Below are 22,130 nucleotides of genomic sequence, written 5' to 3'. Positions count from 1 at the left end.
ACCTCCATTAATGTGTAGAGCGTCTCAGGGTTCTGCGGGTTATTCGAACATTAACCAGAACGATGCTGCCCACAATAAGCAGCATTCCAATCACCAGATTCAAGGTGACTCTCTCATGCAGGAGCACTACGCTTGAACCGATGGAGATCAGCGGAATCAGGAAGGTGAACGACCCCACCCTGCCGGCCTCCCCTTCCTTAATCAGGCTGAAGTATACCATCCAGCCCAGAGCAATCACGAATACGGAGATAAATAATGTATTCACGATAAAAGCCGCGTTCCAGGTGATATCCGCCCAGCTCTCGGCCGCCGATCCGGCAGCCAGCAGAATGATTCCGCCCAGCATGATCTGCATGGCGGTCATCCACAGCATATCCACACGGGCGGCATTGCGTTTGGTATAGACGGTGGCAAAAGCCCAGCTCAGCGCACTGGCCAGAGCGAGCACAATTCCCGGAACGGAAATGCTTCCGTTGAAGCCGCCGATGCTAAGCGAGGCCACGCCCAGGAATCCGAGCAGAAGTCCGGCCAGCTTCAGCCCGTACATGCTCTCACCCAGCCAGATCCAGGCGAAAATGCCAAGCAGCACCGGCTGCAGGAAGACAATAGCCGAGAAGAGACCGGAAGGCACATACTGCAGGCCAATAGTCTGGAACCCGTAATAGAAGACGATGCTGAGAAAGGCCGAAATCAGATAGACCGGCCATAGCCGCTTAAATTGCAGCTCCCTGCGCTTCGGGAGCGCGGCGGTGATAAGAATCACACCGGCAAGCACGGTGCGGATGCCGGCAAACAAGAGCGGCGGGGCGTAATTTAAGGCAATTTTGGAGAGAGGCCAATTGATGCCCCAGACTATAACCAGAAAGATAAGTAAAGCTATGGTTTTCCTCTGCTGCCGCATTTATTCACCCCTTGTTCTGTTTTCATACCCATGATACATTAAAAGCAGTTATAAATGAAATGAATTATATTTATAAGGGGCATACCAAAACTGATATGAACAATAACCAAATTCGTTTGTTTGTCAGTATCGCCGAGAGCGGCAGCTTTACCAAAGCCGGACTGGAAATGAATATGACCCAGCCTGCGGTCAGCCGGGCCATCTCCTCGCTGGAGGCCGAGCTGTCGGTGAAGCTGCTGCTGCGCGACCGGCGCAGCGGGCTGATGCTGACCGATATCGGCAAGCGTATTCTTGTGATTTTCCGGGAAATTCTGAGCGGGTATGACAAAGTGGAGCAGGAGATTTCAGCCGAAAAAGGGCTGGAGAAAGGACTGATTCGCATCGGGGCGTTTCCGGTGGCCTCGGCCCATCTGGTGCCGAAAATTATCCGTGCTATCGCCGCCAGCTACCCGGAGATCGAGATCAGGCTGTACGAAGGAACGGTCGCCGAGGTCAAGGAATGGCTGGAAGCGCGGATCATTGACGTGGGACTGATCATTCCGCCGGACGGGGAGTTCGACTCCGTTCCCCTCTTCCGGGAGAAGCTGTATGCTGTGCTTCAGGACTACCATCCGCTCCGGCACAGGAATGTCATTTGCGTGAAGGACCTGGAAGACGAGCCCATGCTGATCTGCAGAGCCGGCTATGAGCCGCCTGTAGTCGATTTATTCAGGAGAGGCGGCAGCAACCTGAAGGTTAAATATGAGGTCAGCAGCTATCTGACCGCACTTAATATGGTCAAGGAGGGGCTGGCTGTCGGCGTGATGTCCCAGCTCTCACTGCTCTCGCTGCCTCCCGGCGTGATCATCCGGGAGCTTGCTCCCGATGCCTACCGGGATATTCATATTGCGGTTAACTCGCTTGCAGAGGTTTCGATTGCCGTCAGGCTGTTTATGGATACTGCACTGAGGCTGACCTCCGATCCGGGTACAGCCGCCGAGCCGCCCGAAATTCAGGCAGGACAAGATTAATTAGACAAGGAGTGAATTGAAGTGAAACTAAATCGTTTGGGCAACAGCGGGCTGCAGGTCACGGCGCTGGGCCTGGGAACCAATGCCTTCGGCAAGAGAGCCGACCAACAGACCTCGATTGAAATTATTCACGCCGCTCTGGACCAGGGGATTAACTTTATTGATACCGCCAATATTTATGCGGGATCGGAATCGGAGAGAATCATCGGACTGGCCCTTGCGGGCAGACGGCAGGATGCTGTTCTCGCCACCAAGGCAGGTCTGCCGAAACATGCCGGCCCCGGAGGCAGCGGCTCTTCCCGCCATCATCTCATGCTGGAGCTGGAAGGCAGCCTGCGCCGCCTGAAGACGGATTATGTGGATCTGTACCAGATACACACACCTTCGATCCCTATACTCCGCTGGAAGAGACACTCCGCACCCTGGATGATATGGTCACCGCAGGCAAGGTCCGCTATATCGGCGCTTCCAACTATGCCGCCTGGGAACTTATGAAGGCGCTTGGTATCAGCGAAGCCCGCAACCTGGTCAAATATGTCTCCATTCAGTGCAGCTATTCTCTTGCCGACCGCACACCGGAGACTGAGCTGCTGCCCCTCTGTCTGGATCAGGGAATTGGCATTATCCCATACTTTCCGCTGGCCGGAGGCATTCTCACAGGCAAATATGCCGGGAACGTTGCCGCACCCGCCGGCTCCAGAGCGCAAACTGATCCCGGCTTCAGCCGCTTCCTTACTCCCGAGCGGATTGAGCTGGGAAGCAAGGTGAGCCGGATGGCGGAGGAACTGGGCCTCTCGCCGGCAGAGCTGGCCTTAGCCTGGCTGATGGGCAGACCTGCCGTCTCCACTGTGATCGTCGGGGCCACAAGCGTCCGGCAGCTGCAGCAGAATCTGCACAGCACCAGCGCTTCGCTCGATGCGCAGACCCTGGACAGGCTGGAAGAAGCCAGCCGCTCCTTCCGCAGCGGCGAGCCGTTTGCCGTTTACCGGCTGCCGTAACGGAAGCGGATAAGGGACTGGTCAAAGGCATTTTATGGCGGAGGCTCTCTTGCTTCGGCAGGTTAAGGCTACTCTCCCAGGGGAGACCGTGTCCGGCTTATTTTTATCCGGTCCGGGTTATCCCGCAGCAATAAAATGCTCCATGTCCTCTTTTACACTGGTTATGCCGCTAATGCCAAAGGTGTCTGCCAGCACTTCGGCCACATTCGGGGAGAGAAAGGCCGGCAGTGTGGGACCGAGGTGAATGTTCCGGACTCCCAGATGCAGCAGTGCCAGCAGTACAATAACCGCCTTCTGCTCGTACCAGGCAATATTATAGGCAATCGGCAGATCGTTGATGTCCTCCAGCCCGAATACCTCCTTCAGCTTCAGCGCAATAACGACCAGGGAGTAGGAATCGTTGCATTGTCCGGCATCCAGTACGCGGGGAATTCCGCCGATCTCGCCAAGCGCCAGCTTATTGTATTTGTATTTCGCGCAGCCCGCCGTCAGGATCACCGTATCCGCCGGCAGCTCGGCAGCAAAATCCGTATAGTATTTCCGGCTCTTCATCCGGCCGTCGCAGCCCGCCATCACGAAAAACTGCTTAATCGCACCGCTCTGCACAGCCTCTACAACCTGATCGGCCACATTCATTACCGCAGCGTGGGCGAAGCCGCCGACAATCTCGCCAGTCTCAATTTCGGTAGGCGCTTCACAGCCCCTGGCCTGTTCAATGATCGCGGAGAAATCCTTCTCCCCGTTCCCGCCCGCCGCAATATGCCGTACTCCGGGGAAGCCGGTGTGTCCTGTGGTGTACAGACGGTTTTTATAGCTTTCCTTGGGCGGTACAATGCAGTTCGTAGTCATTAGAACCGGACCGTTAAAGCTCTCGAATTCCTCCGTTTGCTTCCACCAGGCGTTGCCGTAATTGCCTGCAAAATGGCTGTACTTCTTAAACGCGGGGTAGTAGTGGGCCGGCAGCATCTCACTGTGTGTGTACACATCCACTCCGGTGCCCTCCGTCTGCTTCAGCAGCGCCTCCATATCCTTCAGATCATGTCCGCTGATCAGAATCCCCGGGCGGGCGCCCACGCCGATATTTACTCTGGTAATTTCCGGGCTGCCGTAAGTTGACGTATTGGCCCGGTCCAGCAGTGCCATCACATTAACCCCCAGCTTCCCGCATTCCAGAACCAGCGCCGTAAGCTCATCTCCGCCGAGTGTGTCGTCCAGCGCCGCCGCCAGGCCTTTTTCCATAAAAGCCTGCGCATCAGGCTCGTAATATCCGAGCACCGCCGCATGCTCCATATAGGCCGCCATCCCTTTCAGCCCGTAGGCCAGCAGCTCGCGCAAGGAACGGATATCCTCATGCTCTGTAGCAAGAACGCCCACAGTCTGCGCTTTCTGCAGCAGCTCTCCATCCGTACCGGCAACCCAGCGTGCCGCATCATGATTAGAGAGCGGAGCCTCCGCTCCTGCCTTCTTCAGTCTCTCCTTCCACTGGTCACGAAGGGCCAGTCCTTCTCTGATGCCGGCTGTGAAGTGCTCCGGGGTGAAATTCGCATTGGTGATAGTGGTGAACATGCTGCCAATTATAAATTTCTCAGTGGCCGGATCGGTGATGCCAAGCTCGCGCCCCCGCCGCGCAAAGATGGAAATGCCTTTCAGCGTATACAGCAGCAGATCCTGAAGATTCGCCACCTCGCTCGTTTTGCCGCAGACTCCCTGGATGGTGCAGCCTGATCCCTTAGCCGCCTCCTGACATTGAAAACAGAACATTTCGCTCATTACACATTCACTCCTTCGGGTTATTGGAACCTTGCCAGGACACTCTTCATCCCGCCTTTACAGTTACCAGTAATTGTAGTAAACTTTCGTCTAACAATCGGTAACGGATGTTACCGAATACTGGCGGTTTGGAGGAAATCTATGAAACCGGACGCTGCCGTGCTGCAGGCCTGTCTGCTGTTTCGGGGACAGTCTGTGGAAGAGATCGAGTCTCTGCTGCAAAAGATGATGTATACCGTCAGCGGCTTTCCCCGGAAAGCTGTGATTCTGGCCGAAGGCGACACTGCCGACCGGCTCGGCATCGTGCTCTCCGGACGGGTGGAAGTGCAGAAGAACCATCCCAACGGCAGCGGTGTAACCATCGCCCATCTGAATGAAGGCCAAACCATTGGCGAAGCCGTGCTGTTCCGCCGGGACAACAGGGCCCCCGCCACGGTAACCGCCGCCGATCCCTGCACCGTCATGTTCATCGGCAAGCAGGAGCTGCTGCGGATGTTCACGGCAGATACAGAGATGCTGACCCGGTTCATCGAGAATTTGTCCGAGCGCCTGGTGCTGGTTAACCGGAAGATTGAGAATCTGTCAGCCGGACCCTTGCGGAGGCGGATTATTGATTTTCTGCTGGAGCAGGCAGAGCTGCAGGCCTCCGGCCTGTTAAAGCTTCCTTTCAGCAGGAAGGAATGGGCGGAGCATTTAAATACGGCACGGCCTTCGCTTTCCCGTGAAATGGGAATTCTGCGTGACCAGGGCTGGCTCCGGTTCAAGGGCCGCGAAATCACCCTGCTGGAACAGGAACAAATGAGGAATTACATACACAGTATCCAGACTGCGCCTGACGGCAGAAGCTGAAGCGGTCTGCAGCACACCCGGTGTATAAAATGAGCTGCTTCCAAACCTTCACCGCAGCCGCGGCATAAGCCTTGTTTAGTACAGCATTAAGTTCAGTTCATATCCAATTCTATAATGGAGGGTTCCAGATGCCGGAAGCAACGACACAAAGTGTAGAGCAAATGCTAAGGGAAGCCGGAGAATTATTCAACAGCGGAGCCACCAGGGAGATTGCCTTCCGGCTGGCGCAGCTGCAGAAGCTGAAGGATGCCATTCAGCGCAGCGAAGCCCGGATTATCGCTGCGCTGAATCAGGACCTGCACAAAAGCGAGTTCGAGGCCTACGCCACCGAGATCGGCTTCACCCTCGACAGCATCGGATACATGATGAAGCATCTGAAGCGCTGGGCGAAGCCCGCCAAGGCGAAGTCGCCGCTGCATATGTTCCCGGCCAGAAGTCGCATTATTAGCGAGCCTTTCGGAACTGTGCTCATTATCGGCCCGTTCAACTATCCGTTCCAGCTGCTGATCGAGCCGCTGATCGGCGCTATCGCTGCCGGGAACTGTGCAGTTCTGAAGCCTTCGGAGAATACTCCCGCCGTCTCAGCGGTCATTGAGGATATGATCAGCGGGACCTTTGAACCGGCCTACATTCGGGTGGTTCAGGGGGAGAAAGAAACAACAAGCGCGCTGATCCATGCCAAATTCGATTATATATTCTTCACCGGCAGCGTTCCGGTCGGCAAGATCGTCATGGAAGCCGCCGCCAAAAATCTGGTGCCGGTCACGCTGGAGCTCGGCGGCAAAAGCCCTGTTATTGTCGACAAGAGTGCCAATCTGGAGGCTGCGGCGAAGCGGATTGTCTGGGGCAAGCTGATCAATGTGGGGCAGACCTGCATTGCACCGGATTATTTGCTGGTCCACAGCGAAGTTGCAGCGGAGCTGATCAGCCGGATCAAGCATTATGTCACTGTTTTTTACGGCGAAAATATTCGGCAGAACCCGGATTACGGCCGGATCGTCAATGAACGGCAGCTGCAGCGGATTGCCGGAATGATCGGAAAGGACCGCGATAAGCTGATTCTGGGCGGAAGCGTAATACCGGAGGAGCTCTACATTGAGCCAACCCTGATCTACCCGGCCGCCTGGAGTGACGCCTCCATGGCCGATGAGATTTTTGGACCCGTATTGCCAATTATGGAATACCAGCGCCTGGAAGCCGCCATTCAGTCGATTAACGGGCATCCCAAGCCGCTGGCACTCTACTTGTTCACGGAAGATAAAAAGGTAGAGAAGGAAGTTCTGGGCCGGATTCCGTTCGGCGGCGGCTGCGTCAATGATACGATCACCCATGCGGCCAGCACCTATCTGCCTTTTGGCGGTGTAGGCAGCTCCGGCACCGGCGGCTACCACGGCAAGTACAGCTTCGATGTTTTTTCGCACCGCAAAAGCATTGTGAAGCGAAGCACCCGAATCGATTTCGGCATTGTCTACCCGCCTTATGGCAATAAGGTGAAGCTGGCGCGGAAGCTGCTGAAATAACGAACGTTCAGATTCGGAAATTTCCTTAGCCTTAACCCGCGCGTCTGCCGGCAACCCAGCCGGCAACCTCTTTTTCCGGGATCGGCCTGCTGATGAAATAGCCTTGGATCTTGTCACAGCCTGTACGCTCCAGAAAATCCAGCTGCTCCGGTGTCTCTACTCCTTCAGCGGTTACGTTCAGCCCCATGTCATGTCCAATGGTGACAATGGAGCTGGCCAGCGACATGTTGTTAGGCGTATCAATGCTGTCAATAAAGGATTTGTCGATCTTCAGTGTGGTAATCGGCAGCTGCTTCAAATAGCTCAGCGAGGAATAGCCTGTCCCGAAATCGTCAAGAGCAATTCCGATTCCTCTCTGCTTCAGGAATTCCAGCTTGGAGCTGATCGCCTCGAAGGATTCCATAAAGATCGACTCGGTGATCTCCAGCTCCAGATACTCCGGTGCAAGTCCGGTATTGTCCAGTACGGTCAGCACCATATCCGCAAAATCGTCCAGCATCAGCTGGATCACTGAAATATTGACCGAAATATGATAGCCTTCATAGCCCTGGACGTGCAGCTCCTTCATGAACCGGCAGGCGGTGCGCAGCACCCATTCCCCAATCGGGACGATAAGCCGGCAATCCTCGGCGACCGTGATGAACGACAGCGGGGAAACAAAGCCAAGCACCGGACTGTTCCACCGGATCAGAGCCTCAAAGCCCCAGATGTCGCCTGAGCCGGTATCCACCAGCGGCTGATAATGCAGCGACAGTTCATTATTCGCAATCGCGCTCCTTAAATGATGCTCCACAATCATCCGTTCATCAAAATGCCGCTGCATCGCCTCTCCATAGACCAAATAGGTCCCCCTGCCAGCCTCCTTCGCTTTATACATCGCAATATCGGCATTCTTCAGCAGCTCCTCGGCATTCCCCCCATTCTCCGGGTACCGGGCAATTCCGATACTGGCCGAAATATACACACTGCTGGCATTAAGCTCAAATGGCTCCTTGAAGCCCTGAACCAGCGACTCCGCATAGGAAATCACTTCATCATATCCGTCCACATCCTTGAACAGAATGACAAACTCATCCCCGCCGAAACGGAAGTGCTTACTGCGCCCGTCCGACAATCCCAGCAGCCGTTCGCCTGTCTTAACCAGCAGCTCATCGCCGAAGGTGTGGCCCATCGTGTCATTGATATATTTGAAGTTATCGATATCGAGGAAAAAGAGTGCGGCGTGCCCGCCGGCATGCTCTTCGATAAATTTCTTCAGCTCCTCGGACAGTGAAAGGCGGTTCGGCAGACCGCTCAGAACATCGTTATAGGCCAGCAGCCGGTATTTCTCTTCACTGGTCTGCAGCAGTGCCTGATTCTCCACCACCTTGTGATACTGCTCCAGAAGCTCGTCCTGCAGAGCCGTAAGCTCCTCATAGGTCGATTCCAGCTCCTGATAGCTCATTTGCAGCTTGCTCTCGAAGCCCTTGCGGTCCGTCACATCCACCATCGAGCCTGCAAACCGGACATATCCGCCGCCCGTATTCCGCAGCACCTTGCCCCGGGCCTGAAACCATTTGTATTCACCCGCTTTGCTTCGCATCCGGTATTCGGCATAATAATAAGAAGAACGCCCCTCCAGATGCTGTGTGCGCAGTCTGTCCTCCTGCCCGGCATCCTCCGGATGGACAATATCCCTCCACCCGCCATGGCTCTCATTAATCTCATCCCGCTCATAGCCCAGCAGCTCGTACCAGCTGTCCGAGAAATAATAGAGCATCGTGGACATATCTACGTCCCAGATCACCGCGTCAGAGCCGTAGGCCGCCAGGCTGAAGCGCTCATTGCTTTTTTCCAGCTTGCTTCTGATCCGTTTCACAAGCTGCACGTAAAAGAGCAGGATGAGAATAAAGGCCACCAGAACAGCGAACGCCGCAATGACGCCCAGGACCAGTGTCTTATAGGTTTCATAGAAGGAAAAAGGCTTGTTGATGATCTCGCTGCCCTTGGGCAGCTTTTTCAGCGAAATCCCAAAATGCTGAAGCTCGTTATAGTCAAAAGCATTGCGCATGGTGCTGTCGGTAACGATTGGCAGATTCCCGGCAGGCTCCCCCTGCAGAATACGCAGCGCCAGTCCTGCCGAGATCTGGCCTTGAATTTTACCGCTGAGCAGGCTTCCGCCAAAGGCCCCGTGATTCAGGCCAAAATCATAAATATGGTACACCGGCACGCTGCTGCTTCTGCCCAGCTCACTCGCGAACCTGTCAAATTCAATAATTCTTCCGGTGGAATCACTATAGTATGTAGTCATTAGCACCATGCTGTCCGAAGAGAGGCCCGACACGGTTTGTTTAATTTGTTCGATGGAGAGGCGATTCATAGGGATAACCTCAAGGCTTGGATTCAATGAGGCGATCTGGCCCATTGCCATTGCGCCGGTGGAAAGTCCGCTCTCGGAGTTGTCGAATACAACATACACCTTGCGGATTAAAGGATTGATCTGCAATGCCATTTGTATGGTTCGGGTAGGGTCGATCTTTTCGATCACGCCGGTAATGTTGTGCTTGTCCCGGATGCTGTCCGCCCCCAGCGCATTGACACCGCTGAATATAACAGGCGCATTGTCCAGAATTTCCCGCCGGTATTTCAAAGCGAAGCCGAGTGCAGCGTCATCTGTGGTGATGATAGCATCAATAGGAAGGTTCTGGTATTTGAATTTGATTGTATCATACACATGCCGCAGATTTTCTTGAATTGGATAACGTTTCCAGTCCATATATTCGGTATAAATCACCGGAACATTCCCCGCATGTTTGAGGCCTTCCTCTATACCGTCGCTTTGTTCATCCGTCCACGCAAAGCCCTTCTGATAGGAATGCAGCACCAGCACATTCTGCTGAGGCGCCTCCTCGGCACTGGCGGTCAACGACGGATACAGGAACTCGCACAGCATGGCAATCAGAATCACAGGCACAAGCCCGCCTTGCAGCGCCTTGAGATGAATTCTCCCTATACCCATTAGCATACCCCCATGCATCTATCTCAAAGTCTTCCATCTACTCGAAACAATAGATCGCCTTACACTCCTGAGCCAATTCATAAAACGGGGAATTTCGACAATAAACTAAATTCGTTGACCGGCTTCCGCCTCCCTCTTTCAGTGCCAGTTTCATTTAATTATACGGGGAACGTCTGTTTTTTCAAACAACAAATAGGCTGGAAATCCCGGTTTTATAGACAGCTCCGGGCAGACCGGATAGAATGAATTTGCAGTAACCCGCTAAGACAGGAGACCTTGATTATGCCTACCATAAAAGACGTGGCGCTCCGGGCGGGCGTTTCGGCGACAACCGTATCCCGAGTGCTGAACAACAGAGGTTATTTAAGCGAAGAGCTGAAGAAAAGGGTCTATGCCGCGATGGAGGAGCTCAACTACAGGCCCAATGAGCTGGCCCGTTCGCTCAGCCGTTCGAGGTCCAATATTATCGGGCTGATTATTCCCCGCGTCGCGCTTCCCTTCTTCAGTGAACTGACCAGCCATATTGAGGAGCATGCCTACCTGAACGGATACAAGCTGCTGCTCTGCAACTCTCAACAGAATAAGATCAAAGAGCTTGAATATATCGATATGCTGCGCGCAAGCAGGGTAGACGGCATCATTATGGGCAGCCACACACTGGAGGTGGACGCCTACCGGCAAATGAACCTGCCCCTGGTCACCTTCGACCGGCAGATTTCGCCGGAGATTCCTTATGTCTGCTCGGACAACTATGCCGGAGGACAGCTGGCTACCACGCTATTAATTGAAAAAGGCTGCCGGAAGCTCGCCCACATCGGCGGCCATCCGGAGCTGAACCTCTTGTCCCACCTGCGGTACGAGGCCTTTGCCGACACAGCCCGGGAGACCGGTGTATGGCAGACCTCACTGCATACGGACAATAACAGCTTCGATGTCCATGCCTATGAGAGGCTGCTGGAGCAGCTGTTCCGGGAGCATCCCGAAATTGACGGCATCTTTGCCGGCAGCGATCTGATCGCCGCCTACGCCCTGAAGGCCTGCCGCGAGAGCGGACGGCGCGTGCCAGGGGATGTGCGGATCGTCGGCTATGACGGAATCGCGCTGCGCAGCCTGTTCCATCCCTCCATCAGCACCATCCGCCAGCCGATGGAGGAGATGGGCCGGCTCGCGGTGGAGCTGATTATGAAGCAGGTGGAGGGCGGCGCCGTCTCCGCTGAGAATATTTTGCCGGTGCAGCTGGAGGAGGGCGCCACGACTTGACGCGCTGCGGCGGGCAGAGGCAGGTGGAGACGGGCAGCCCCCTACTTTTGTTCTTCCTCCTGCAAAACTTAGAATCCGCAGGTTCAGCATGACTTCCACACATTTCCAACTGATCCCCAGCCCCGCCTGGTTGCGGTAAGGGTACCCGTATGCCCCGTCAGGGCAACTATTTTATGCAATTGATTTCTGGATTTCGCCCCGATAATCCCTGCGTAATCCATGCTCCCTCTAAGAACCGCCTTCTCCAAGGTACCAGCTTACTTAAAGTGTGTAAATAATATTATTTCATGTTATAATTGCCGGGTAGATCACTTCAACGCTGCAAATACTGCTTATAGATATGCAAGTATCCATTTGGGAGGGATTATTCTTGAAAAAGCTGAAAGATATACCGTTTTCCGTGCTGGATCTGGCTCCAATTGTGGAGGGGGGAACAGCGGCGGATTCTTTTCATAACACGCTGGATCTGGCCCGCCATGCCGAAGCGTGGGGATACCACCGTTACTGGCTCGCGGAGCATCACAATATGCCGGGCATTGCCAGCTCCGCCACCTCGCTGGTCATCGGACATGTGGCAGCAGGCACCAAGAGCATTCGCGTAGGTTCGGGAGGCATCATGCTCTCCAACCACGCGCCGCTGATGATTGCGGAGCAATTCGGGACACTGGAATCGCTGTATCCGGGCCGGATCGACCTCGGTCTGGGCAGAGCCCCCGGCTCTGATCAGGCCGCTGCCCGGGCCATGCGCCGCGGCCTGGGCAGCGACGGCAGCGAATTCCCCGAGCAGCTTAGCGAGCTTAGAGCCTACTTCGATTCGAACGGAGCCGGCGCGCGTCCGCTTGGCGTGCGCGCGGTTCCCGGTGAAGGGCTGGACATCCCGGTCTGGCTGCTCGGCTCCAGCGGCTTCAGCGCCCAGCTTGCCGGGCAGCTGGGGCTGCCGTTCGCTTTTGCCAGCCATTTCGCACCTGACTATCTGCTGCCCGCCCTGCATCTCTACCGCACCAGCTTCAAGCCGTCAGAGACGCTCGACAAGCCGCACGTGATGGTGGGACTTGGAATCACCGCTGCCGAAACGGCGGAGCAGGCCCGCTGGCTTGCCACCTCGCAGCAGCAGCAATTCCTCAATATTATCCGCGGCCGTACCGGCAAGCTCCAGCCTCCGGTGGACAGCATGGAGGGGCTGTGGTCCCCGCAGGAAAAGGCCATGCTGCTCAGCAAGCAGCTGTACTCCATCGCCGGAGACAAGGCGTCGATCCAGGAAAGACTGCTGCAGATCGTTGAAGAAACACAGGCCGACGAATTCATCGTCGCCTCGCAGATTTATGATCACTCCGCACGCTTGCATTCTTATGAGCTTGTAGCCGCGCTGCTGAAGGAAAGCTAAGGGTTCAGAAATCCATACGGCTTATGAGCAAGAGACTATACGATCAGGGGGGGATAATTCCAGCCCTTGACCGTATAGTCTCTTTTTTGCGTTTACTCAGGATCGTTCTTTATAAAACACAAATTATATTTTTAATTCCGAGTAATAAGGAGAGATTCGAAGTTATCTCTATATAAATAAGTGTTTTATTATATTTTCGATCTTATCAAACGATTATTACCTGTTAATCCTGTTTTTCTTTAGCTCATATTTTGATTATACTGTAATTATTCGTTATAACGAACACATCTCTCCACAACCTCATTTTACCCTGATTACCTCTGCTGAAATTTAGTGGTTCTCCAAAAAACCACTTCTTTCGACAAGGTGTGGGCACACAGCTGAATAAAACGGGGATTTATGCCGAATGTCTGCCGGGGGCAGCCAGACTTCCCGGAAGGAAAGGAGCGGGCCGGTGAAGAAAAAATACCACAAGACCATTATAGGCGTGTATATTCTGATCGTTCTGGCCGGGGTTGTCTGGCATGCCGGAGGCGCAAGTGCAGAAGACACGATAAAGCTTACGGTGAATTCGCACACAACCAGCATGGCGAAGATGGGCAATATGCAGCCGGGAGATGTTACATCCTCGGACTATACAGTGATTAATGAAGGCAATGAGCCGTTCAGCTATTATGTGGATTTCAAATTCATGTCCGGGGACCGGGAATTGTACAACATTCTGCAAATGACTCTGCAAAAAGAGGGAGTAATCCTCTATTCCGGGGTGATGAGCGAGGCAGAGGGGCAGGTGGCGGTAGGCATGTTGGCCGGAGGAGGCCAGGAAGCGATTCAAATGGATGTAACCTTCCCGTATGAGGCAGGCAACGAATATCAGGCCAAAACAGCCAGTGTGGCCTTTGTGTTCTCCGCTTCCGGCGAAGCAGGCCCGTCGGCCGGGCCGAGCGCTTCGCCTTCGGCTTCCTCCACACCCGGCCCGTCAAGCGCCCCAACGGATTCACCAACAGGCAGCCCGTCGCCGGGGACCTCCCTCGCCCCGTCGGCTTCAACTGCGGCGGCAGCTTCACCGGGTCCGGATGAGACTACTGTAGCCGACCCGCCGGTTCCTCTGGGCGGCAGCAACACCGCCGCCGGAAATGCACTCTCGGCTTCACCGGATTCCGGCAGCGCTGGAACGGGCAATGAGGCAGCTCCATCGCCGGCCCCCGAAATGGCACTGCCGGGCGACGGGCTTCCGCTTGGAGCACCGGACGGCGGCGATAAGCTGCCGGACACCGCCGGGCCATGGTATAACCTCGTTCTGCTTAGTCTGGCCGCAGTTGTTGCAAGTGTGATTGTCTTGCGCAGGCTGAAGTCGAAGAAGTAAGCCCATTTCACCACAGGTTGGGGGGAGAGAGAGTATGAAGAAGCATTCCGGACTGGTGATTGCCGTGAAGCTGATCTTCGTACTTTCTTTGTGTCTGCTGCTCTATTCCGGCTTCCAGATCCTCAAGGCCCCCGCCGAAGCGCGTCGAGCCCTGCAGGATTGGGAGAAAAAGAGGGAGAAAGCTTCTATTATATCCCTTAATGAGCAGGAAACACCACTTCCGGCCGGAATGACCGTCCCGCCGCAAGCAGCCAAGCATTCCCAAACCGCATACTCGGAGGGCGAGATTATTGGAGAGATCTACTTCCCCAAGCTGGATAAACGGATTGCCATTCTGGAAGGCACACAACGTCCGCAGCTGAAGAAGGGGGCCGGGCATGATATAGGCAGCGCTCCGATTGGTGCTGCCGGCAATAGCGTGCTGGCCGGCCACCGTGACACCGTATTCCGCGGGATCGGTGATTTGAAGAAGGATGATCTCATTGAGGTTGAAACTGCCGAAGGCACATTTATCTACAGCATGTCAGGCAGTACGATTGTAGACGGGGACGCAAGAGGAGTTATCCGGCAGACTTCCGGTGCTGTTCTTACGCTGATTACCTGTTATCCGTTTGCGTATGCCGGCCCAGCACCGGACCGCTATCTGCTCTCAGCCACCTTGCTCCGTAAAGAGCCTGTTTCTTTATCTCCTCGGCCATAAACCGCTGTCTGTTTCAGATTCCTGAACAAGGGATGAGACATTGTATAGAAAGTGATACTATAGACATACCTTGAGACAGAGGAGATGAGATATCAATGAAGGAAAAGCTGATAGAGCGGTTTGTTTCGTATGCTCAAATGGACACCCAATCCAATGATGACAATGAGGCCTGCCCTTCCTCGCCGGGACAAATGGAGCTGGCCCACAAGCTGGTGGCAGAGCTGCATGAGCTTGGGCTGGCGGAAGTCACTGTGGACGAGCATGCGTATGTCATGGCTACATTGCCTGCCAATACGGATAAGGAGGTTCCGGCAATCGGCTTCCTGGCCCATCTGGATACTGCGACTGATTTCACCGGCGCGGGTGTGAAGCCGCAAATTGTCGAGAACTATGACGGCAAGGATATTGTCCTGAATGAAGCGCTGGGCATTGTGCTCTCTACAGCGGGCTTCCCCGAGCTGCCCGAATATAAAGGCCACACGCTGATTACAACAGACGGCACCACACTGCTGGGGGCGGACAACAAAGCGGGAATCGCTGAGATTATGACCGCCATGGCCTATCTGCTGGAGCACCCGGAAATCAAGCACGGCAGGATCAGAGTGGCTTTTACCCCCGATGAGGAAATTGGACGCGGACCGCATAAATTCGATGTTGCGCGCTTCGGTGCTTCCCATGCCTACACTGTGGACGGAGGACCGCTCGGGGAATTGGAGTACGAAAGCTTCAATGCAGCCGGCGTCAAGATCAGCTTTAAAGGTGTAAATGTGCATCCCGGTACCGCCAAAGGAAAGATGATCCATTCCGCCAAAATTGCGATGGCTTTCCATCTTAGACTGCCGTCCGGTGAAGCGCCGGAATTCACTGAGGGCTACGAGGGGTTCTACCATCTGATCTCCATGCAGGGTACGGCGGAGCACAGCAGGCTGCAGTATATCATCCGTGACTTTGACCGCGGGGCATTCGAGAACCGCAAGGCGCATGTCGCCGCAATTGTTGCGGAATTCCAATCCACCTACGGAGCGGAGAATGTAGTTCTGGAAATGAAGGACCAATATTATAATATGCGCGAAAAGATCGAGCCGGTGCGCCACATCGTCGATATCGCCCATGAAGCTATGGAGAACCTGGGCATTACACCGGTGATCCGCCCGATCCGCGGCGGCACAGATGGTTCGCAGCTGTCGTATATGGGACTGCCTACGCCGAATCTTTTCACGGGAGGCGAGAACTTCCACGGCAAATTCGAGTATGCCTCGGTGGATGTCATGCTGAAGGCCGTCCAGGTCATTGTCGAGATTGCCAGGCTGACCGAGCAGAAAGCCTAACGCTGCAGCCGCAGTGCTGCGCGCCCCGTGCAAACGCAAATATCCCCGGCAGGAGCATCTGCTCCTAGCCGGGGATATTTGTATCCGTTCCAGCCGGTGCCGGGTATTCGGGCAGCTGAGGATGCTCCTTGCAGAATTCCTCGGAGTAAGCTTCGCCCCAGCTCTTGATATTCAGAATGGCTGTCTCCAGCCCTCTGCCCCACTCGGTTAAGGAGTACTCTACCTTCCTGGGAACCTGCAGATACACCTCACGGTGAACAAGCCCGCTGCGTTCCAGATCCCTGAGCTGAAGCGTCAGCATCCGCTGTGAAATCCCCGGACACAGCCTGCGGATTTCATTGAACCGCTTCGCACCGCCGATCAGATGATAGAGCAGAACCCCCTTCCACTTGCCGCCGATCAGATCAAGCGTGCTCTGAAGTGATCCCGGGCCGACATTTGGGCCGGATGCTCCGCTGCCCCTCTGTACACTCATTCGCTGTGATCCCCTTTGCCCCAATTATGTACATCGTTAATTAATACGATTGTATCACATATCACTTGGAACTAAGCAAATAACCTCCCGCTGTCGTAATTCGGATTCGCGAGAGGTTATGGACAGCGGCTCTTATCTCTCACCGGGAGGAACGTCCTTCCAGATTACATTTTCACCATATTTTTTGCCCCAGTCATACATCATGCGCAGCACCGGGAGCAGACTTTGCCCATACTCCGTCAATGAGTATTCCACTCTCGGCGGAACCTCCGCATACACCTGCCTGAATACAAGCTGATCCTCCTCCAGTTCGCGGAGCTGGTTGGTCAGCATTTTTTGGGTGATATGGGGAATCAGCTTCTTAAGCTCACTGAAGCGCTTGGTTCCTTCCAGGCCCAGATGCCACAGGATAATCAGCTTCCACTTCCCGCCAATCACTGCAAGCGTAAGCTCCTTCTCGCAGTTAATTTCCTTCAGGTTAATGCGGTCCTTAATATCCGTTGCCAATGTGAAGCAGCCCCCTCTCATTCTTAATCATACTACAGAACATACAGGCAGCGCACATGACCGGCCGGGGGCACCCAAGCATCACAGCAAGCCGCAATACGCACACGGACCGCAGGCTGGCAGCCTGCGGTCCGTGTGGTGTCTATCTGTTCTATTTGTCGGCCAGCGATCCCTGGAGGCTGCCTGCATTGAAATCCGGCTGCGCTTCAATATCGGTGTCACCGGCGGCTTTGGCTTTTTCCAGTGCCGCATTGTAGCGGGTGTTCAAATCCTGAAGCTCCTTGTCCAGATCTCCGCCGTCAAAAATATATTTATTGAAGACATCGACCTTCTTCGTCCCTTCCAGCCGGCCTTCGGTAATAATCAGCGGGGTTGCAGGATAGATTGCGTCAAGCTTAGTTGGCAGGAAATCCTCAATTCCCGCAATATCCGGCGCTTTCGCGGCTGCGGCAACCGATGGAATAACCGAAACCCCATAGCCGCCTTCCTGGTAGGCAGTCTGCACCTCATCGCTGTACATCCATTCGATAAACTGCCAGGCTGCATCCTTATGCTCCGAATCCTTGCTCATTGCCAGATAGCTGCCGGCAATAACCTGGCTGGCGCCGCTTTGCGAGCCGTCAACAGTTGGAGGAAGCGCTGCAGCCCAGCGGATTTCCGTCGGGAATTGGGTTTTGTAGACACTCGGCTCAACGGAATGGTTGAAATACATGCCGATCTTGCCCTGGGCGAACTGCGCACGCAGCGGGTCGATATCCAGCGATTCCGAGCCGGGCAGCATGCTTCCGTCCACCTTAATCTGCCGCAGCGCCTCAGCAACCTCCTTATACATGCCAAAATCAAACTGGCCCGTCTTGAAGTTGAAGCCCTCCGTTCCATCTGTCTTGCTCAGTGTTGTAATCGGAAACGCGATGCGCTCAAAGCCGCTTGTGCTTTTGAAATTTCCGGCAAAGCCATAAGCCCCGCTCTCTTTACCGGCTTCCGTAAGCTTCTTGGCGGCCTCTACCATCTCTGCCAGCGTGGTTGGCGGCTGGGTGATGCCTGCCTTCTCGAAAAGATCCACGTTATAGATGAGACGCCAGAACTGGCCGATATTCGGCAGGGTGTATATTTTACCGTCAACGGTGTTCTTCTCATTAATGAGCACATTCTCGAACCGGCTCTTCATCTCGGGCGTGATGTAGCTGTCGAAGGATTCCAGGTAGCCTTTCTTGACCCAGGTAGACACATTGCCCGTATCCACGCGGAGAATATCCGGGGCCTGCTTGCTGGAGAAGGCAATATCCACCGACTGGGTGTAGTTCTCGGCCATAACCTTCATTTCAATATCGATATCGGGATGAAGACTCTCGTATTCACTGATCTTTTGCTCGATAAAGTCAGAATCATGACGGTCAATGGTCCAGTAGACCAGCTTTGTTTTTTCGGCGGCTGTATTGCTGTCACTTGCCTCCGCATTGGGCTTGGACGAAGAGCAGGCGGCCAGCGCCCCCGCCAGCAGCAGCGAAATTCCAGCCAGCATCCATTTGTTGCTTCTCATTAAAATTGCCTCCCTTTTCTTTTTGTAATCGCATTCATTTCTTATAAGAATTATAGTTTGCCTGCCCGTTTATCAGTGAAGGAGAAAACAACTATTCAGGGGAGAGGAAATCACTGTTTCCCCGCTCGCCTGCCGAGGTATATTTGGCGCGAAAGTCGGTTGGCGTCATACCGGTATACTTTTTGAACAGCTCGGTAAAATAGGGACGGTCCTCGTACCCCAGAGAGACCGCGATATCCTGAACCTGCATCCCCTCCAGCACCAGCTCCTTGGCCTTGTCCATCCGTCTTCCAATAATATATTGGGCGAGTGTCATCCCCGTCTCCCTTTTAAACAGATTGGAGAAATAGCTGGGACTGAGATGGACCTCTCTTGCACAGTCGGCTACCGAGAGGTTCCGGTGCAGATTTCTGTTGATATGGGAAATAGCCTGCTCCACAAGCACACGCGCATCGCTGGACTGGCGTATTTGCACATAAGCGCAGCCCTGTCGGCAAAATTCCCGAATTTGCCGGCGGAGCTCCTCGAAGGAAGCGGCTCCGTTCATGTCGGCCAGTTTTTTTTCCAGTGCTTTGACCTCCGCATCCGATGCTTTTTCCGAGAAAACCCGATGGATGGAATGGGCAAGCTCAAGACACAGTGTCTTGATGATGGCCGGATCGGGAAGGACCGGTGCCGTGAGCCATTCATTCCAGATATTATCCAGTTGTTCCTCCGCTTTGGGCAGGTTCGCCGAACGCAGGCAATAGAGAAGCTCCTTCTCCTTGTCATAGGAGTATCTCGGCAGTGCCGTATCCGCCTCTGTGCCTTCAATATAGCGGTACACACTGTTTCCTCCGGTCAGAAAGGTGTTCGCAAGGGCAGACAGCGCCTGGGCGTAGGAAGCGGACAGTTGACCTGCCTCCTCCACCTCTCCGCCCAGCCCGATGGACACCGTCTGGTACGTATGCCGGTGTACATTTTCCCGGCATTTCTCTGCAAGCAGCTCCGCATCCGGCTCCGCCGGAGGATTCATAACTATGACGAACTGGTTGACATGCTCGCGGAAGACGATTCCCTGCGTATGGCCCGCTATCGTCTCTTCCAGAATATTCTGCACAGCAAAGCGGATCAGCTCAACCTCGGAAACAGGAAGCTCAGCCGTGCGCTCTGCAAAAAAATCCATTTCCGCCACCATCACACAGAAGCTGCGGCTGTTCATCCTGATGGCGTAGAAATCCCACTGCTGGCTCCGGTGCTGCTGCCGGGAGCCGTAGCGGATAAGCAGACGCATATATTCCTGACGCAGATAGGGCAGGCTCTCCCGAAGCTTCTGCTCCATCCCCCGCATCCGTTCGGCCTGGCTGCGTTCCCGCTCCAGCACCTCTTTGGCCTTCAATACCGATTCGAGCACCTGAAGCTTGGTAAAGGGCTTGACAATCAGATCAAACGCCCCAAGCTTAACGGCTTCCTGGGCATAGGAAAAATCAGAGTAGCCGGTCAAAAAAATCAGCTTGATGTCCGGCTGCTCCGCCTGAATGGTCCGCATCATCTCCAGACCATCGGTAAAAGGCATGCGGATATCCGTCAATACAATATCGGGACGGTGCTTGCGGATCTGCGCCAGCCCCTCTTCCCCGTTGGCTGCGGTTGCGGCAACCACAATTCCATGCTCCTCCCAGGGGATTCGCTGCGACAGCCCACGGACCACTGCGGCAATATCATCAACAATGCATATTTTAATGAAATCAGCGGTGTTCAGGATTCACTCCACCTTCCATAGGAATTGACAGAACGGCTTCCGTTTCAAGGAGCGGGCGGCTGCGGAACGACAACCCCGCGCCCTTGCCGTAATACAGCTGCAGACGGCTGCAGATATTGGAGAGCGCATACCCTCCGCTGCCGCTTGGCTCCTTCAGCCAGGCATTGAGCTTATCCGCATCCATGCCCGTTCCGTTGTCGGTGACCCGGATACTGAGCGTATCCTCCGCCAGCTCCGCGGAGATTTGGATGATCCCCCCTCCCCGCAGCTCCTTAAGCCCGTGCAGAATGGAATTTTCCACCAAAGGCTGGATAATGATCTTCAGCACAGGAAGCTCCAGCAGCTCCGTTCCGGCGGAGATGGTGTATTCGAACAGCCCCTCATAGCATTGCTGCTGGAGGATGAGGTACTGGCGGACATGCTCCAGCTCCCTGCCCACAGTGGTAATTTCCTGCCCGTTGTTGAGGCCAAGCCGGAACAATGCAGACAGGGAAATCACCATCTGCTTCACATCCTCGTATTCTTCCATTTCACATTTCCAGAAGATCGTATTCAGTGTGTTATATAAAAAATGGGGCTCTATCTGCGCTTGAAGCGCCTTGATTTCAGCCTTCCTCTTGTCCTTTTCCGTATCCTTGACCTCCAGAATCAGCTCTCCGATCCGGTCCAGCATCTGATTGAATTTGCGGCCCGCATCCCCGATCTCATCCTGAAAAGGACTCTGGAAGCGGGCATCCAGATCCTCCTGCTCCACCCGCGACATCGTCTTCTGCAGCTTCAGCAGGGGGGCCAGCAGCAGGGCCGACAGATACCTCGCCAACAAAAGCGCGATAATCATGCAGACCGCCATAATCATCAGCACCAGCCACTGGATACTGCGAACCGGCTGAAGCAGCTCCTTCTTGGACAGGTAGCTGACCAGTATCCAGTCGCCTGCATACCTTGATGCGGCATAGCTGACCAGCATCGGCCCATCGCCGGCGGAGTATTCGAAATGGCCGCTGTCCGCCTCCATCAGCTTGTCCACAAACACAGGGGCCCGTGTCCAATCCGGACGTTCCCCGTCCCCGAAGACGCTTGCCCCTGCCTTATTAATCAGCAGAAAACGCGCAGAGCCAAGGCTGGCGCCTCCGCTGACGGTATCCTCCAGAATATTCTCCTTTACGTTGACGGTGAGAAAAACATCCGGGACATAATTCTCTGTAAGCGGCTGCAAAAGCAGTGAAATCACGCGTTGGTTCCCGGCAAACAGCTCATCCGGATGGCTCTCGACCCAATTGGATTCCGGGTTGTCCTTGATCCGCTGGTACAGCAAGGATTCGATAAATGGAGTCTCTGTTCTGCGCAGATTGCCGGTAGAGTAGAAATCCCCGTCAGGCGTACTGATCAGGATGGACTCAATGGAGTTTTCCGTCAGCTCCGCCTGCGTGAAGGGGCCTTGCAGCAATGAGAAATTGGCAAAAAAACGGTCCGTATTGTGGGCCTGGATATCCCTTATGGTCTGCTTGTAGGCTTCACTCAGCATCATCGTGGAGGAAGCCACTATAATTTGCTTCAGCTTCTGGTCCAGCACATTGACCGATTGGTTCAGCACATTCCGGTTAAGTGCGGTGGAGTTGCGCTCCATCGCCCGCGAGGCAATGGAGTAGGCCCACAGGCCGGTGACAGAGATGCAGAATACCGTCAGCGCGGCAAACGATAACCAGATTCTTTTCTTCAGCGAGGTCCGGTAGAGCCAGGCCTTCAGCATGTATTCACACCCTTCTTGAACAGCTGTCCGGAG

General features: G+C 54.6%; 16 protein-coding genes and 1 pseudogene. 9 read left to right on the top strand and 8 right to left on the bottom strand.

Features of this window, described 5'->3' with window-relative positions:
- Positions 1-7: 7 nt before the first annotated feature.
- Positions 8-901 carry a DMT family transporter gene (locus tag HYD27_RS12025; protein WP_219215361.1) on the bottom strand — a complete coding sequence of 298 codons (894 nt, stop codon included), beginning with the start codon at positions 899-901 and terminating at the stop codon, positions 8-10.
- 95 nt (positions 902-996) lie between these two features.
- Here HYD27_RS12025 and HYD27_RS12020 point away from each other — a divergent pair, with 95 nt between their 5' ends.
- Positions 997-1,911, top strand: a complete 915-nt coding sequence (locus HYD27_RS12020) for a LysR family transcriptional regulator (RefSeq protein ID WP_219215359.1) — start codon at positions 997-999, stop codon at positions 1,909-1,911.
- A gap of 21 nt (positions 1,912-1,932) precedes the next feature.
- Positions 1,933-2,909, top strand: a pseudogene (locus HYD27_RS12015) (aldo/keto reductase).
- Between the two features lie 117 nt (positions 2,910-3,026).
- Here the strand turns inward: HYD27_RS12015 and hcp are convergent.
- Positions 3,027-4,679: a hydroxylamine reductase gene (hcp, locus tag HYD27_RS12010; RefSeq protein ID WP_219215356.1), complete on the bottom strand. Its 1,653-nt coding sequence runs from the start codon at positions 4,677-4,679 to the stop codon at positions 3,027-3,029.
- 141 nt (positions 4,680-4,820) lie between these two features.
- On the opposite strand from hcp, the gene HYD27_RS12005 reads away from it, so the two are divergent.
- A complete protein-coding gene (locus HYD27_RS12005) occupies positions 4,821-5,528 on the top strand; it encodes a Crp/Fnr family transcriptional regulator (protein ID WP_219215355.1) in 708 nt (235 codons plus the stop codon).
- A gap of 128 nt (positions 5,529-5,656) precedes the next feature.
- Entirely contained in the window at positions 5,657-7,048 is a 1,392-nt protein-coding gene (locus tag HYD27_RS12000) for an aldehyde dehydrogenase (RefSeq protein ID WP_219215353.1), read from the top strand.
- A 31-nt stretch (positions 7,049-7,079) separates the two neighbouring features.
- Here the strand turns inward: HYD27_RS12000 and HYD27_RS11995 are convergent, their stop codons facing one another.
- Positions 7,080-10,046, bottom strand: coding sequence for an ABC transporter substrate binding protein (locus HYD27_RS11995; protein WP_219215351.1), 2,967 nt, complete (start codon positions 10,044-10,046; stop codon positions 7,080-7,082).
- Between the two features lie 282 nt (positions 10,047-10,328).
- Between HYD27_RS11995 and HYD27_RS11990 the strand changes: the two genes are divergently transcribed.
- The 5 genes from HYD27_RS11990 to pepT all read left to right on the top strand — a co-directional run bounded on the left by HYD27_RS11990 (position 10,329) and on the right by pepT (position 16,084).
- Complete coding sequence (locus HYD27_RS11990) at positions 10,329-11,306, top strand: LacI family DNA-binding transcriptional regulator (RefSeq protein WP_219215349.1); 978 nt, start codon at positions 10,329-10,331, stop codon at positions 11,304-11,306.
- A gap of 370 nt (positions 11,307-11,676) precedes the next feature.
- On the top strand, positions 11,677-12,690 hold the full coding sequence (locus HYD27_RS11985; RefSeq protein WP_228745091.1) for an LLM class flavin-dependent oxidoreductase: 1,014 nt from the start codon (positions 11,677-11,679) through the stop codon (positions 12,688-12,690).
- A 454-nt stretch (positions 12,691-13,144) separates the two neighbouring features.
- Entirely contained in the window at positions 13,145-14,056 is a 912-nt protein-coding gene (locus HYD27_RS11980) for a hypothetical protein (RefSeq protein WP_219215345.1), read from the top strand.
- Positions 14,057-14,090: 34 nt separating this feature from the next.
- On the top strand, positions 14,091-14,756 hold the full coding sequence (locus tag HYD27_RS11975) for a sortase (protein ID WP_219215343.1): 666 nt from the start codon (positions 14,091-14,093) through the stop codon (positions 14,754-14,756).
- Positions 14,757-14,851: 95 nt separating this feature from the next.
- Positions 14,852-16,084, top strand: coding sequence for a peptidase T (pepT, locus tag HYD27_RS11970; protein ID WP_219215341.1), 1,233 nt, complete (start codon positions 14,852-14,854; stop codon positions 16,082-16,084).
- A 64-nt stretch (positions 16,085-16,148) separates the two neighbouring features.
- On the opposite strand, the gene HYD27_RS11965 is transcribed toward pepT, so the two are convergent.
- The 5 genes from HYD27_RS11965 to HYD27_RS11945 form a co-directional block, all read right to left on the bottom strand.
- Positions 16,149-16,559 carry a winged helix-turn-helix transcriptional regulator gene (locus tag HYD27_RS11965; protein ID WP_219215339.1) on the bottom strand — a complete coding sequence of 137 codons (411 nt, stop codon included), beginning with the start codon at positions 16,557-16,559 and terminating at the stop codon, positions 16,149-16,151.
- A gap of 132 nt (positions 16,560-16,691) precedes the next feature.
- Positions 16,692-17,087 carry a winged helix-turn-helix transcriptional regulator gene (locus HYD27_RS11960; protein ID WP_219215337.1) on the bottom strand — a complete coding sequence of 132 codons (396 nt, stop codon included), beginning with the start codon at positions 17,085-17,087 and terminating at the stop codon, positions 16,692-16,694.
- Positions 17,088-17,217: 130 nt separating this feature from the next.
- Complete coding sequence (locus tag HYD27_RS11955; RefSeq protein WP_219215335.1) at positions 17,218-18,606, bottom strand: ABC transporter substrate-binding protein; 1,389 nt, start codon at positions 18,604-18,606, stop codon at positions 17,218-17,220.
- 91 nt (positions 18,607-18,697) lie between these two features.
- Positions 18,698-20,317: a response regulator gene (locus tag HYD27_RS11950; RefSeq protein WP_309242056.1), complete on the bottom strand. Its 1,620-nt coding sequence runs from the start codon at positions 20,315-20,317 to the stop codon at positions 18,698-18,700.
- A gap of 16 nt (positions 20,318-20,333) precedes the next feature.
- On the bottom strand, positions 20,334-22,097 hold the full coding sequence (locus HYD27_RS11945) for a sensor histidine kinase (RefSeq protein WP_219215332.1): 1,764 nt from the start codon (positions 22,095-22,097) through the stop codon (positions 20,334-20,336).
- Between the last annotated feature and the right edge of the window lie 33 nt (positions 22,098-22,130).

This window comes from Paenibacillus sp. S150 (genome assembly GCF_019352175.1).
In the GTDB taxonomy this organism is placed as follows: Bacteria; Bacillota; Bacilli; order Paenibacillales; family Paenibacillaceae; genus Paenibacillus_AQ.
The sequence above is the reverse complement of the archived record's forward strand: the minus strand, read 5'-3'. Positions and strand labels throughout refer to the sequence as shown.